This window comes from Pseudomonas sp. B21-056 (assembly GCF_026016325.1).
In the GTDB taxonomy this organism is placed as follows: domain Bacteria; phylum Pseudomonadota; class Gammaproteobacteria; order Pseudomonadales; family Pseudomonadaceae; genus Aquipseudomonas.
The window spans coordinates 2,382,676-2,396,851 of record NZ_CP087203.1 but is presented as its reverse complement, the minus strand read 5'-3'; the positions used below and the strand labels follow the sequence as shown (position 1 = coordinate 2,396,851).

Annotated in this window: 14 protein-coding genes; 1 reads left to right on the top strand and 13 read right to left on the bottom strand. The window is 63.3% G+C overall.

All coding sequences use genetic code 11. The features are described from left to right. Window positions 1-65 precede the first annotated feature (65 nt). The 9 genes from LOY67_RS10720 to LOY67_RS10680 form a co-directional block, all read right to left on the bottom strand. Window positions 66-344: a DUF971 domain-containing protein gene (locus tag LOY67_RS10720; protein ID WP_265067133.1), complete on the bottom strand. Its 279-nt coding sequence runs from the start codon at window positions 342-344 to the stop codon at window positions 66-68. Beyond that, complete coding sequence (locus LOY67_RS10715) at window positions 341-1,303, bottom strand: HEAT repeat domain-containing protein (RefSeq protein WP_265067132.1); 963 nt, start codon at window positions 1,301-1,303, stop codon at window positions 341-343. Before LOY67_RS10715 ends, LOY67_RS10720 begins: the two co-directional genes overlap by 4 nt. Then, a complete protein-coding gene (locus LOY67_RS10710) occupies window positions 1,300-2,145 on the bottom strand; it encodes an ABC transporter ATP-binding protein (RefSeq protein ID WP_265067131.1) in 846 nt (281 codons plus the stop codon). The genes LOY67_RS10715 and LOY67_RS10710 overlap by 4 nt, the downstream gene beginning before the upstream one ends. Continuing rightward, complete coding sequence (locus LOY67_RS10705; RefSeq protein ID WP_265067130.1) at window positions 2,145-2,927, bottom strand: ABC transporter permease; 783 nt, start codon at window positions 2,925-2,927, stop codon at window positions 2,145-2,147. Before LOY67_RS10705 ends, LOY67_RS10710 begins: the two co-directional genes overlap by 1 nt. A gap of 128 nt (window positions 2,928-3,055) precedes the next feature. Beyond that, entirely contained in the window at window positions 3,056-4,459 is a 1,404-nt protein-coding gene (locus LOY67_RS10700) for an ABC transporter substrate-binding protein (protein ID WP_265067129.1), read from the bottom strand. A 237-nt stretch (window positions 4,460-4,696) separates the two neighbouring features. After that, the gene (locus tag LOY67_RS10695; RefSeq protein WP_003180418.1) at window positions 4,697-4,942 is read right to left on the bottom strand and encodes a ferredoxin family protein; all 246 of its coding nucleotides are present in this window, start codon (window positions 4,940-4,942) and stop codon (window positions 4,697-4,699) included. Between the two features lie 24 nt (window positions 4,943-4,966). After that, on the bottom strand, window positions 4,967-6,712 hold the full coding sequence (locus LOY67_RS10690; protein WP_265067128.1) for a fumarate reductase/succinate dehydrogenase flavoprotein subunit: 1,746 nt from the start codon (window positions 6,710-6,712) through the stop codon (window positions 4,967-4,969). Beyond that, window positions 6,709-7,461, bottom strand: a complete 753-nt coding sequence (locus LOY67_RS10685; RefSeq protein WP_265067127.1) for a GntR family transcriptional regulator — start codon at window positions 7,459-7,461, stop codon at window positions 6,709-6,711. Before LOY67_RS10685 ends, LOY67_RS10690 begins: the two co-directional genes overlap by 4 nt. An 89-nt stretch (window positions 7,462-7,550) precedes the next feature. Continuing rightward, window positions 7,551-8,594 (bottom strand): AraC family transcriptional regulator, encoded by a 1,044-nt coding sequence (locus tag LOY67_RS10680; protein WP_265067126.1) that lies wholly within the window; start codon window positions 8,592-8,594, stop codon window positions 7,551-7,553. Window positions 8,595-8,799: 205 nt separating this feature from the next. Between LOY67_RS10680 and LOY67_RS10675 the strand changes: the two genes are divergently transcribed. After that, window positions 8,800-9,744: a transporter gene (locus LOY67_RS10675; RefSeq protein WP_265067125.1), complete on the top strand. Its 945-nt coding sequence runs from the start codon at window positions 8,800-8,802 to the stop codon at window positions 9,742-9,744. A gap of 134 nt (window positions 9,745-9,878) precedes the next feature. Here LOY67_RS10675 and LOY67_RS10670 read toward each other — a convergent pair whose 3' ends face one another. The 4 genes from LOY67_RS10670 to LOY67_RS10655 form a co-directional block, all read right to left on the bottom strand. Then, the gene (locus LOY67_RS10670) at window positions 9,879-11,087 is read right to left on the bottom strand and encodes a DSD1 family PLP-dependent enzyme (protein WP_265067747.1); all 1,209 of its coding nucleotides are present in this window, start codon (window positions 11,085-11,087) and stop codon (window positions 9,879-9,881) included. Between the two features lie 74 nt (window positions 11,088-11,161). Beyond that, window positions 11,162-12,460 carry a D-arabinono-1,4-lactone oxidase gene (locus tag LOY67_RS10665; RefSeq protein WP_265067746.1) on the bottom strand — a complete coding sequence of 433 codons (1,299 nt, stop codon included), beginning with the start codon at window positions 12,458-12,460 and terminating at the stop codon, window positions 11,162-11,164. Window positions 12,461-12,561: 101 nt separating this feature from the next. After that, the gene (locus LOY67_RS10660) at window positions 12,562-12,933 is read right to left on the bottom strand and encodes a c-type cytochrome (RefSeq protein WP_265067124.1); all 372 of its coding nucleotides are present in this window, start codon (window positions 12,931-12,933) and stop codon (window positions 12,562-12,564) included. A gap of 352 nt (window positions 12,934-13,285) precedes the next feature. Then, entirely contained in the window at window positions 13,286-14,170 is an 885-nt protein-coding gene (locus tag LOY67_RS10655) for a LysR family transcriptional regulator (protein WP_265067123.1), read from the bottom strand. Between the last annotated feature and the right edge of the window lie 6 nt (window positions 14,171-14,176).

Genomic DNA, 14,176 nt, shown 5'->3' with positions numbered 1-14,176 from the left:
TGAACACCCCGGAAAAAACTGTGGGAGCGAACCTGCTCGCGATAGCGGTGGGTCAGCCTGCACAGTCAGTTCTCAAGTCCGGCCAGATAAGCCCACGGGTAAATCCCGCGCTCATGCCCATCACTGAAGACCAACTGAACCCCATAGCCCTGGGCATTGACTTCAACCACCCGAATCCGCGAGTCGACCCGTACCGTCAGCCCTTGCAGGCGAAACGCCCGGCACTGGGAGCATGGGCATTGGCGGCGCAGTCCGGCGTGGTCCAGTCGTTGTTCGCGACCATCGGGCCAATTCAAGCGCAATTGTCCCTTGTCTTGGGAATTGCCAATCGCCAGCGGGTTCATCGCAACTGCTCCAGGGCAATGCGCACGGCTTTGCGCACTTCGGGGTCGCCATCGTCCTGGGCAGCCTGCAAGGCCGCCATGGCCCCCGGATCATTCAGCTCCCCCAACGCCAGGGCCGCTTCCTTGCGCAGGTTGCTGATGCGATGCCCCAGGGTATCGATCAAGGGCTGCAAGGCCGGGGCATGACGCAAACGGCCAAGGCTACGGGTGGCCCGCAGACGCACTTGCCAATAGTCGTCATCCAGGGCCTCGATCAGGGCCGGGCCGCCCTCGCTGTGGCCGACCTTGCCCAAGGTAGTGGCGGCCTCTTCGCGCACCGACCAGACCGGATCCCGCAACGCCCGGCACAACGCCGGCAAGACCTGAGCGTCCGAAGCCAGACCAAGGGCGCCGGTGGCCGCCCGGCGCACTTCGCTGTCCGGATCGTCACTGGCAAGCCTTGCCAGGGCCGGCAAGGCGTCGAGGTGCTTGAGCCAGCCCAGTACGCCAACGGCTTCGCGGCGCACACCGGCATCGCTGTCGGCCAGGGCCGTGATCGCAGCCGCTGCCGCGTCCACCAGACGCAGCTCGCGCAAGGCCCTGAACGCGGCGACGCGCACGCCGATATCCCCATGGGCCGTCCAGGGCAGGATCACCCTCCCCGCCGCTTCGCTCTTGAGCAGGCTCAGGCTCTGGGCAGCAGCAGCCTGCACGGTCGAGGACGGATCGGTCAGGGCCTGGCACAGGGCCTCGACCACCGGCGCGTCTTCCCAGGCCTCAAGCAGGCGCGCAGCTTCGGCCCGCACCTCGGCGCTGGGGTCCTGGCCCAGGCGACCCACCAGCCATGACAGGCCTTCTGGCTCTTCCAGGTCAGCCAGTTCAATCAGGGCAATACGGCGCACGCCGGGGTCGTCGTCGGTCAGCCGTGGTTGCAGGAGCAGAATGTCGTCGTTGTCAGTGCTTTCGAATAGAGAGGTCATAAGGCAAATCGCGGCAAGGAGGTTTCAGGGAGCCCGAGAGGGTTGAGGCGCGGCAATTGCCGGCCCTCTTCATGGCGCAGCAGCTCGAGGCAGTGGCGTTTCAAATGGGTGAACTCTGGATTGGTCACCAGCTCCGTCGTTCGAGGCCGGGCAAAATCCAGCCGCAGGTCCTCGATGATTCGGCCGGGACGCGGGCTCATCACCAGCAACCGATCAGCCAGGAACAGCGCCTCATCAATGTCGTGGGTGACGAACACTACCGTGGTGCGGATGCGGGTCCAGATGTCCAGCAGCAGTTCCTGCATGTGCAACCGGGTCAGGGCGTCCAGCGCGCCGAAAGGTTCGTCCATCAGCAGCAAGCGCGGGCGATTGACCAGCACCCGGGCAATTTCCACCCGTTGCTGCATGCCCCCGGAGAGCTGGTCCGGCCAATGCCCGGCAAAGCCTTCGAGCCCCACCAGCGCCAGGATTTCATCGGCGGCGCGGTATCGCTCGGCCTTGCCGAGGCCGCGCATCTTCAGGCCGAAGGCAACGTTGTCACGCACACGGCGCCAGGGAAATAACGTGTGTTGCTGGAACACCATGCCCCGTTGGGGCGACGGACCGGACACCGGCAAGCCGTCGACATTCAGGGTGCCGGTACGCGGTTGTAGATGCCCGGCCAAAGCGCCGAGCAAGGTGGATTTGCCGCAACCGGACGGTCCCAGGACGCAGACGAACTGGCCCGCTTCGATCTGGCAATCGAGGCCCTGGACGGCTTCGAAAGCCTGGGCACCCTGGCCAAGGACAATGGACAGCTGACGGATATCGATCCGTCCTTCGGGCGTTTGCATCACACTCATCAGGCTTTTCCTCGGGGTCGATGCCAAGGCGTGAACAGCCCGCCCAGGCGCTTGATCAACACACTGCTGCCCATACCCAGCACACCGATGAGCAGCATGCCGACCACGATGTCGGCGTAGTTCTGCACGGTGTAGGAAGCCCAGGTGTAGTAGCCGATGCCGTACTGGCCGGCGATCATCTCCGCCGTCACCAGGCAGAACCAGGACGTGCCCATGCCGATGGCCAGGCCGGTGATGATGCTCGGCGCGGCGCCCGGCAAAATTACTTCCAGCAGGATCGCCCAACGCCCGGCCCCCAGGCTTTTCGCCGACGCGATCAGCCGCCGGTCCACCCCTTCGACGCCGTGCACGGTGTTGAGCAGGACCGGAAACAGCGCGCCGGTGAAGGTGATGAACACCATCGACAACTCCGACGAGGGAAACATCAGGATCGCCAGGGGAATCCAGGCCACAGCAGGGATCGGGCGCAGGACTTCCAGCGGTGGCAACAGCAGGTCTTCCGCCCATTTCGAACGGCCGATGGCAAGGCCCGCGGCCACACCGATCAGCACCGCCGCGCCATAACCGGCAAAGACCCGGCCCAGGCTGCTGCCCAGGTGCCGGGCAAGGCTGCCCGACTCGCCCAGGCCGAACGCGGCCTGGGCCACAGCCATGGGCGTCGGGACATTGGCGAAGGTCACCAGGCCGAGGTCCCAGTGGCCGTTGGATGCAAGTTGCCAGAACAGCAAGCAGAGCAACAGGGAAGCGGCTCGCAGGAGCCAGCGTGCGTAAGATCGATTCAAAATTCTTCCTCTCAACCGAGGTCCCTGTGGGAGCGAGCCTGCTCGCGATGGCGTCAGATCAGCTGGAATTGATGTGACTGATAAACCGCTATCGCGAGCAGGCTCGCTCCCACAGGTCATTTGGCGGGTTATCGAGCAGCGACCGACTGGGCCGTGGCTTCGCTGAAATCCAGCACCTTGCCGCCCTGCTGCACGGCAAATTGCTCGGCCTGGCCCTTCAACAGGAACGCACTGAGCCGGCCCTTGCCATCACTGGCAAACCACGCCTGCTCGGCCAATAACTTGATCCCGCTGTCACTGGCCTGGGCATAGACCGCACGGATGGCCTTACCTTCCTGCTTGAGACTCGCCAGCGCGGCGAAGGCCGCTTGCGCCGAGGCGTAATGGCGCACTTTCGGTTCGCCACGCACCCAGATCTCGGCCACGCGACTGAAGTCGGTGATTGCCTGGCCGGTCGCGGCGTCGACAGAGCCCAGCGGTGTCTGGGCGTAGTTCGCCAGTTGCGCGGCGTAATCCAGGTTCGACGCCTTGAATGCGGCACGGATGTACTGATCATCGATGAAGGTATTGAGGTCCAGGCCGCGATCGGCTTTCTTCAACAGCTTGAGGGTGTCGATGGCGGTGCCGACGGCTTGCCGGTATTCCGGCTTCCAGGTCAGGTCGCGGGTCTGCACGCCCAGCGGTCCGTGGAACAGGTAATTGACCTCGGCATCCACCCCCGTGACCTGGGCGATCAGCTCGCTGTACTTCTCCGGCTCGGCGGCGAGCAATTGGTTGGCCTCAATGGTCGCACGCAGGTAAGCGACGACGATTTCCGGGTATTTCCTGGCATAGGCCTGGTCCACCAACGCGCCATGGAAGGTCGGCGCGCCGGCCTGGGCACCGTCGTAGATCTTGCGGGCAAAGCCCCGGCTGGGGAACAGTTCGGCAAACGGCACGAAGTCGGCGTGGGCGTCGATCTTGCCGGCCTGCAAGGCCGAGCCGGCGACTTCCGGCGGCTGGGCGATGATGTTCACGTCCTTGAGCGGATCCCAGCCCTGGGCCGCGACGGCGCGCAGCAACATGCCGTGGGCGGTGGAGGCAAACGGCACGGAAATGGTCTTGCCCTTGAGCTCGGCCAGGGACTGCACGCCCGAGGCACTGGGCACGACGATGCCGTTGCCGCTGCCCTGGGTACTGCCTGACAGCACGCTGATGAACAGGCTGTGCTTGCCAGCGGTTTCAAACGCCACGCCGTTGAACGCCCCGGGGAAATCGGCCATGGCGCCGAAGTCCAGTTTGCCGGCGACCATCTCGTTGGTCAGCGGCGCACCGCTGGTGAAGTTCTTCCACTGGATGTCGTACCGGGCATCTTTATAGGCGCCGTCGTGGGGCAGGTATTTGTCCAGCAGGCCCAGCTCACGGATCAGCAACCCGCCGGCGGCGCAGTTGATGGTGGTGTCCTGGGTGCCGATGGCGATACGGATGGTTTCTGCCTGGGCAGACAAGGTCAATGAAGCCAGTACCAGACCGGCCAACGCTGCACGCAACATGGGGATTCCCCTCGAATCATTTGTAGGAGGTTCGTCTCCGCCGTGATCTGTGCACGGTGGGAAACGAGGGGTGTTTCTGGATCAGGCGTCCGGGGGTGGCCGGATGGCTTTGTAGTGACTGGGCTGGCCTCTTCGCGAGCAGGCTCGCTCCCACATTTTTCTTCAGCGTTCACAGATTCGGCGTACACCACAGATCCCTTGTGGGAGCGAGCCTGCTCGCGAAAGCTATTCCGAGTTTCAACGCAGCAGGTAAGGAATCTCCACTTTCACCGCACCGGTCGGGCAGTCCTTTTCACACGGCATGCAGTACCAGCATTCATCGAACGCCATGTAGGCCTTCTGGGTCGCCGGGTTGATTGCCAGCAGGTCCATGGGGCAGACATCGACGCACACGGTGCAGCCTTTGTGAGCGATGCATTTGTCCTCGTCCACGGTGACGGGGGCATTGGAACGGAAAAAGATTTCCTGGGGTTGATAGGCCATGGGCGTTCTCTCTGGGTGGACGGTTCACGCCGCGCTGGCGTCGACCCGCAGCCGGTCGTAGGCCTGCAGCTCTTCGGCATCGAGGGCGATGATGTACGGCTCGACGGGTTTCTTGAATGAGGTCATCACGCCGTCGTCGCCTTTCTTCAAATGGCTGTGGCAGAACCACTCGCTGTCGTTGCGTTGCGGGTGATCGACCCGATAGTGGTACAGCCCCCAACGGCTTTCAGCGCGAAACAGCGAGGCCCGGGCGGCCATTTCGGCGCAATCGCGGATCACGCTGACCTCCATGGCACGCATCAACTCGTGAGCGTTGTGGGCCTTGATCTGGTCCAGGTCGCGCTGGATGTCGCTGAAGCGTTGCAGGCCGATCTGCATCTTTTTGGTGACCTTCGGCGGTTGCAGGTAATCGTTCACAAAGCGCCGCAGCTTGTATTCCACCTGGGCCGGCGGCAGGCCATGCTCGCGCATCAGCGGTGCGTAGACGCGGGCCTTTTCCCGTTCGATCTGCCCGGCATCCAGCGCCGAGAAGTCCTTGCCGGCGACGAAGTCTGCCGCGTTGTTGCCGGCAAACCAACCGTAGGTAAACGCACCGAGCATGTAGTTGTGCGGCACCGCCGCCATGTCGCCGGCCGAGTACAGACCCTTGACCGAGGTCTCGGCGCGCTCGTTCACCCACACGCCCGACGCCGAATGGCCGCTGCAAAAACCGATCTCGGAAATGTGCATTTCCACCATATGCGTGCGGTAGTCGGTGCCACGGTTGGCGTGGAACTGGCCACGGCTGGGCCGCTCGTTGCTGTGCAGAATTTCCTCGATGTTCTGGATGGTTTCCTCGGCCAGGTGATCGAGTTTGAGGAACACCGGGCCATTGCCGCCTTCAAGCTCCTGGTGGAACTCCCACATCATCTGCCCGCTCCAGTAGTCGCACTCGATGAAGCGTTCGCCCTTGTTGTTGGCGGTGTAGCCACCCAGGGGACCGGTGACGTAGGCGCAGGCCGGGCCGTTGTAATCCTTGATCAACGGGTTGATCTGGAAGCACTCCAGGTTCGCCAGCTCGGCACCGGCGTGATAGGCCATCGCATAGCCGTCCCCGGCATTGGTGGGGTTCTCATAAGTACCCATCAGGTAGCCGGAGGCCGGCAAGCCCAGGCGCCCCGCTGCGCCGCAGCACAGGATGACGGCCTTGGCCTTGATCACATGGAAGTCGGCGCTGCGGCAATCGAAGCCCATCACACCGTTCACCGCGCCCTCGGCATCCGTCAGCAAGCGGGTGCAGACCAGCCGGTTGGTGATGCTCACCCGCGCCCGTTTCAATTGGCGATACAGGACTTTCTTGATGTCGTGCCCTTCCGGCATCGGCAGCACATAGGCGCCCATGTGGTGGACCTTTTTCACCGCGTAGTCGCCGGTTTCATCCTTCTCGAACTTCACCCCCCAGCGGTCCAGTTGCTCTATCGTTTCGAAGCTGTGGGTCGCATAGGCGTACACCGCCGCCTGATTGACGATGCCGTCGTTGGCGATGGTGATTTCCTTGGTGTACTGCTCGGGTGTGGAGTGGCCGGGAATGATCGCGTTGTTCAGGCCGTCCATGCCCATGCTGATGGCGCCACTGCGCTTGACGTTGGCCTTGTCCACCAACAGCACGCGCAAATCACGGTTGCGCTCCTTGGCCTTGATCGCCGCCATGGGGCCGGCGGTGCCACCGCCGATGACGACGATGTCGTATTCCTGTTCCAGGGTGCTTCCAGTCACAGCGCTGTGGGTCATGCTTGCGTCCCTTTTTGCCGGTCGATCCGCAGGCGGTACTGGAAAGCATCGCCGCGGTAGTAGAGGTGTTCGAAGTCCAACGGCCGGCCCTCGGCGTCGTGGGTCAGGCGCTCGATGCGCATGATGGGCGAGCCCGGCTCGACTTCCAGGGCCTGGGTCAGGTCGCTGTCAGCCAGCACCGCATCGATGGCGAGGTCGGCGTGCCCCAGGGTCAGGGCGCAGTCGTTTTCCAGGATGAGGAAAATGTCACGGGTCACCAGGTCGGCTTTTTCCAGTCGCTCGCCGAGGGCCTTGGGCAGGTAGGTGATTTCCAGCGACACCGGCTCGCGGTTGATCAGTCGCACCCGCTTGATCTGCGTTACCGTCTCCCCTTCGACCAGTCCCAGGCGCTCGGCCACTTGTTTGTCTGCCGGGATGAACTTGAAACTGCGCAGGCGGTTGATCACCTCGAAGCCGCGCCCGGTCATGGACTCGGCCAGGCCCTGGAGGGTGCTGACGTTCTGGAACGTCTTGGGCTTGGCGACGAAGGTGCCTTTGCCGTGGATCTTGAAAATCAGCCCTTCCTTCTGCAGATCCCCCAGGGCCTGGCGCACGGTGATGCGGCTGACGCTGAACAGTGCGCCGAGCTCGCTTTCCGAGGGCATCTGGCTGCCTTGGGGGTATTCACCGTCGAGGATGCGGGCGCGCAACACGTCGCGCAGTTGGGTGTGCAGCGGAACGCTGCTGAGGGCAAGTACGTTATCGGGCATGGGCTGGATCACTTGTCATAACGAGTTATGACGTGATCTTAGGGAAACCGTCCGAGGCTTGAGAAATACCGTTTGGACATAACCTTAGATTAGAGCCGAGCTTCGGCACCCTCGTTGCGAAAAGCACTGGGGCTCATTCCGGTCCAACGCCGGAAGGCCCGGCGGAAACTGCGCACGTCGCTGTAGCCGACCTCTTCGGTGATGCGCTCGATGGACAGCTCGGGATTGGCCAGCAAGCTCAGCGTCCGGCCGCGGCGCACTTGTTCGAGCAAGGTTTCGAACGTCAGGTTGTGCTCGGTCAGGCGTCGTCGCAGGGTGCGGCTGCTCATGTTGAGGTCGCCGGCGATTTTCTCGATGTGGCTGCCCCGGGTCAGGTCCCGGGCAATCGCCCGCTCCACCGCCTGGATCAGGTCGATCTTCTGGTGGACCTCGGCCGCTTCCTGGTCCAGCAAGGCCAAGGCCTGACGCAAAGCCAGCGGGTGATGATTGGGCAGGCGCACGTCCAGCCAGCGGACGTCGATCAGCATGCGATTGTAGCGGCAACCGAAGCGCACATCCGGCCCCAGGATCCGTTGGTACTCCGAGGCGTAGGAGGGCGCCGCGTGCATGAACTCCACGGCCTGTGGCCTGAAATCCGCGCCCGCCAGCGCCCGGCCGTAGACCATCAGGCTGGCGAAGAATTCTTCGACCGCAAACACCTGGACCTCGGCGAAGGGCAAGCGGCAGGTTGCGTCGACCATGATCCGGTCCGCGGCTTCTTCGACACTGGTCACGGCGATGCCGCCGGTGGTGTGTTGATAGCGAATCCCCAGGGCAAAGGCATCGCGTAGGGTTTCGCACAGCGACAACACATGCCCCAGCAGCCCCAGGGTGCCGAGCACGTTGCGGTCGCCGACCCACAATCCCAGCCCCTGGTCCGGCAGCAGCTTGAGTGCCCGTTGAATCATGACCACGGCCTGTCGATGGGATATGCGCTGGGCGGGATCCTGCAGGTCGTCGAGGCCGAACCCCAGGCCGCGACACAGGCTGGCGGCATTGAACCCTTTGTCCGCCACGACTTCGGCCAGGGTTTGCAGCAGGAATGGCGAAACCAGCGCCAGCTCATAGGTGGGGTCGATGACTTTCATCTGCATGGCGGGGTCCGGGGCACGTTGGGAGGCGTTTTTGTAACCGGTTGTTTCATAAACGTTAGCATGTCCCCATGGAAGAGGGACGCAAAAATCTGGCCGCCCAAGTCCCCTGTGTGGCCGCCAATACCCTGCCCTGCCGGCCGCGAACGGCTTATTTGTATGGCTCGGACCTTCGGTGTACCTCCAACAATAATAATGAGCGCCTCACATGAACCCGATCCGCACGACGTTCGCCTTGCAAATGACCCTCGGCCTGGCCTGCAGCGGCGCGCTGCCCGTCCTGGCCACCGAAAACGGAGTCGACAACATCGGTCCTGGCACCGACGGCTTTTTCGTGCTGCCGCTGGAGGTCGACAGCCTTCCGGACAACATGGTCGCGTTCAACCTCTACTACAACCATTACAAGGCCCGTAAATTCAACATCAGCTCGCTGGGCGGGAAAGTGCCGGGGGTCGAAATCGAGTCCACGGCGGTGATCCCGCGCATCGACTACCTGAGCCCACTGCGGGTTGCCGGCGGGCGACTGGGAATCTACGTCGCCCAGCCCTGGCTCAAGCAGGAAGTCGCGTTGTTCGGCATGAGCGATACCCGCGAAGGCATGGGCGATACCACCATCTCACCGATCGTGCTCTGGGACATGGGCAAGAACCTGACCCTGGCCGCCGCCGTGGAAATCACCGTGCCTACCGGCGAATACAGTCCCGACCGACTGGCCAACACCAGCAATAATTTCTACACCTACAAACCGCTGTTTTCCTTCACCTGGCTGCCCACGGAAGACACCGAGGTGTCGATGAAAACCACCTACAGCTTCAATGAGAGGAACAAGGACACCGACTACCGCTCGGGGCAGATTTTCCACTTCGATTATTCCGCCAGTTACCGGCTGACCGACAACCTGAGGGTGGGGCTCAACGGCTACTACCTCAAGCAGACCACCGACGACAAACAGTTCGGTCGCACCGTGCAATTCGCCGGGCAGGACGTGGACGACGGCGTACGCGGCCAGGTCTTCGCCATCGGCCCGGCACTGCACCTGACCTTCCTCAAGTACGCCAGCGCCGAGATCCGCTGGGCCAAGGAGTTCGACGTGGAGAACCGCCCCGAAGGCGAGATGCTCTGGGCGAAGTTGAGTATTCCGTTTGAGCTATAAGCCCCTCTTCTGATCGTTCCCACGCTCTGCGTGGGAATGCAGCCAGGGACGCTCCGCGTCCCAAAGAGCCGAACGCGGAGCGTCCGTTGAGGCATTCCCACGCGGAGCGCGGGAACGATCACTACCACACCGGATCAGCCATAGACCGGCCACCTCTCGACAATCCTCCCCCCACGCACCGCCAGCAGGTCACCGAACTGCAACAGCACCGATTCGGTCTGGGTCGGCCTGAGGAACACCTGGTCCTCCACCGCCAGCCCCACCGCCTCTGAGCCGTTGGCCATTTCCTGGTTGGAACTGCGGCCATAGAGACTGTTGCTCTTCAAGCCCGGCGGGGATTCGAAGTCGGCCATCCAGTTGCCGCCGTAGAGAAAGAACGTCGCCCGCTGGTTCACATCCCACCAGGAAAAAATCCGTGACATGTCGTCCAGCGCCGGAATGTTCACCGCGCCGGTGCGCTTGAGCACCGGGGTAGCGATGTAGGCCGCCGGCACGTGCTCGCTCAAGGACGGCAGGTCGTAATGGCTGGGCTTGAGCATGGCCGTGCCCACCGACACCTCGGTACTCAGGCGTTCCTGTTCATGCAGGCGATAGCTGGGGCTGCCGGCGGTGTTGAGGGTCAGGCCCGGATGCCACAGGTCGGGATAGCGCAGCCGGACGAAATCCACCCGTGCGGTGTAGGTCGCCATGACCCGCGCCAGCAGTGTTTCAGGGCTTGCCACCACCTCCGGCACGCCCATGCCCACGAACGGGTCGTAGCCCATGAACCCGGCGAACTCCAACTGCGCCGGATGGGCTCGAATCAGTTTGAGCATCGCCTCCAGGGTCGCGTCATCGGCCACCCCGCCCCGATGCAGGCCGACATCCAGTTCAATGTTGACCCGCATGCGCGTGCCCAGCCCCTGGGCCAGGGCCTGGTATTGCTGAACGCGCTCGGGCGTGTCCAGCAGCCACTGCAACTGACGCGCAGGGTCGAACGGGCCTTTGTGAAGCTGATAGAACAGCTCGGCGGAACGCACCGGCAGCGGCTTGCCCAGCAGGATGTCGGCATCGGGAAACTGCATTGCATCATGGTTGAGAAAGGGCTGATGAAACGACATCAACCGGCGGGTCTCGGCCCGCTCGCCGATGTACTTCAGCAATTGAGGCGAAGGCAGGGACTTCTCCACCAGCCGCAACTGCTTGCCCGCACGCCGGACCGAAGCCTTCACCACCTCGATGTTGTGATCGAGGCGATCCAGGTCGATCAGCATCACCGGACGCATGGGGCCGTGGGCCTTGAGCTCGCGGTTCAACTGACGGAAATAATCACTGTACGGTCCGCCCCGGTCATCCGGCCGCAGCCAGGCCGCGGCACCGGCCAGCAACACCCCGGCGCCCAACGTTCCCTTCAGCAAACCACGACGATTGAAAGCCATCAGCTCACCCCCAGGATCGTTGAAAGATGCCCGTTGAGAAACTTTCCGCCGGGGTCCAGAGCCTGGCGCACCTGGCTGAATTCGTTCCAGCGCGGGTACAGTGCCTGGAGCGTCCTGGCGTTCAGCGAGTGCAATTTTCCCCAGTGCGGACGGCCCTGGTATTTCCAGAAAATCGGCTCGATGGCGGCGAAGAAATTGTGATGGTCCATCTGGTAATGCTGGTGCACGGAGATCGAACAACTGTCCCGTCCTTCGAACATGCTCAAGGGAATGTCGTCGGCCTTCACGTAGCGGTATTCGATGGGAAACCAGGTCCGCAGGTCTTTGTCGCGGATCAGCGCGAGGATCTCCCGCAGGCACGCCGGCCCCTGTTCGGCAGGCACTGAATACTCCATTTCGTTGAAGCGCACGGTGCGAGCGTTGGCGTAGATCTCATGGGAATCACCGACCCGGTCGTCGAAGTCGGCCACCAGTCGCAGGCTGTTAAGCAAGGATCGACGGATCGCCGGAAAGTCGCTGCCGTACTTGTCGAGTTTCTCGATCAGAGTGACGAATTCGTTGCCGCCCTCCTCCTCGGGGCTGATGGGTGGTGTGGCCGGGTCAGTGGTTTCGTTCAGGGTGATCGACAACGCATAGTCGGAATGGGTGACCACCTGCATTTCCCAGTGCTGGTTGTCGCGGGTGTTGGCCTCCACGTCCTCCAGCAGCTCTTCGGTTTTCGCCACCCATTGGCGTTCGCGCAACCGATAGGCGGCGCGGTTCTGCAAGCGCACACGGGTCACCAACCCCAGCGCTCCGAGCGACACCCGCCCCGCCTTGAACACCTCGGGATGACGGTTGGCATCGCAATCGAGCACCTCGCCGCTGGCCGTCACCAGTTGCAGGCCGACCACCTGGGACGCATACGAGCCGAAGGCCTTGCCGGTGCCGTGGGTCGAGGTGGCGATGGCACCGGCCAGGGTCTGGTAATCGACGTCGGCCATGTTCGGCAACGCCTGGCCGATGGCCTGGAGCGCCGGGCCCATACGCGACATTGGCGTGCCGCCGCCGAACTCGGCTTGCAGGCTGGCCGCATCATGCTCCAGCAGGCCGCTGAAAAAGCTCAGGGACAGCAAGGTGCCGTCGGTGGGCACCAGGGCACTGAAGGAGTGACCGGAACCCACCGGGCGGATCCGCCCTTCGGCGCGGGTCACCACGTGCACCAGTTCATCGAGGTCCTTGGGCGCCAGCCGCGCCGCCGGCAGGCAACTCTGGGCACCGGACCAGTTGCGCCACGGAATCAATCGCGGCGCCCGCATCAGGTCGGCCAGCGCGCCCTGGCTGCTGAGCGCCGTGAACGCGGCAACCACACCGGCCCGCTGCAGCCATTGGCGTCGTGAATAGTCCATCGTCTGCCCCGCTACTGGAATTGTTGGCCGGACATGAACGCGATCAATGCCAGGAACTGCTCTTCGGAACAGTGCATGCACAGGCCCATCGGCGGCATGCCGTTGTAGCCGTTGATCGCGTGGTCCAGCAGGGTATCGGCGCCCTGGGCTACCCGCGGCGCCCAGGCATTCACGTCTCCGGTCAGGGGCGCCCCGGCGCCAGGGTTGGCATGGCAGAGTTTGCAACTGCTGTCGTAGACCTGGGCCAGCGCCGCGTCGGCAGGCATGGCATTGAGGGTCGCGGGCGCAGGCGGCTTGGCCTCTTCACCGCAGCCGGCGAGCAGCGCACCAAGCAGCATGAGGGTCGCGGTATGGAACAGGACGCAAGGAGTGGTTGCCGACATAAGGCCCCTCGTGGCGGCGCTTGGCTGCGCCTTTCTTGTTGTGGGTCTGGCAGCTCCCACGTTAAGGCACGCCGGCGTGTCGGCTGAGGTCATTGGGGGCCAGAAAAGGGGGCTTGGGCGGCCACCGGAATATCGGCTTCATGATGCACTTGTGGCGAGGGGATTTATCCCCGCTGGGGTGCGAAGCGCCCCCCTGTGTAGGGCTTGATACTGTAGTGACAGATGAATTTTGGGGCCGCTTCGCGTCCCAGCGGGGATAAATCCCCTCGCCACAGATAAATCCCCTCGCCACAGATAAATCCCCTCGCCACAAAAATTCCTTTGCCACAGATCCATGTCCACCCGATTCAGATCAGGGCAACAACACCCCCTGCTCCCGCTCGCATAACTGCACCACGTAATCCCACAGCACCCGCAGGCGCACGGATCTGTGCAGTTCGCGACGGGTGCTGATCCAGTAGCTGCGGCGGATGGTTTCGGCAGGCAGCAAGGGCACCAGCGCCGGGTCGTTGCTGGCCATGTAGCATGGCAGCACGGCGATCCCCAGGCCCGAGCGTGCGGCCTGTTGCTGGGCGATGACGCTGGTGCTGTGGAACACCACCCGCGGGTTGCGGCAGAAGCTGTTGAGGAACATCAGCTCCTGGCTGAACAGCAGGTCATCGACGTAACCGATCCAGGCGTGCCGGGCCAGGTCCTCGCGACTGCGCAACGGCGGCGAGCGCTCCAGGTAAGCCTGGCTGGCGTACAACGCCAGGCTGTAGTCGGTGAGCTTGCGGGTCACCAGCAGATCGGCCGCCGGGCGTTCGAGGTGAATGCTGATTTCCGCCTCGCGGTTGAGGATGCTGACGAATCGCGGCACCGCCACCAGCTCCACCTCCAGCCCCGGATAACGCTGGAACAATCCGTCCATGCGACTGGCGAGGAACATGATGCCCAACCCCTCGGTCACCCCCAGGCGGATCTTGCCCAGAGGTGCGCTGGACTGGGTAATGTCCTCCTGGGCCAGCAACGCCACGTTCTCCATGGCCTCGGCATGCTTGAGCAACGTCTCGCCGGCCGGGGTCAGTTCATAGCCCTGGGCGTGCTGGACAAACAGCGCGGTCCCCAGGCTTTTCTCGATGGCTTCGATGTGCCGGGCCACGGTGGCATGGGTGGTGTTGAGCCGGCGCGCCGCGGTCAGCAGGCGGCCGCTGCGTTGCAGCTCCAGAAAGTAACGCAGGTCATTCCAGTCGAACATGAACGC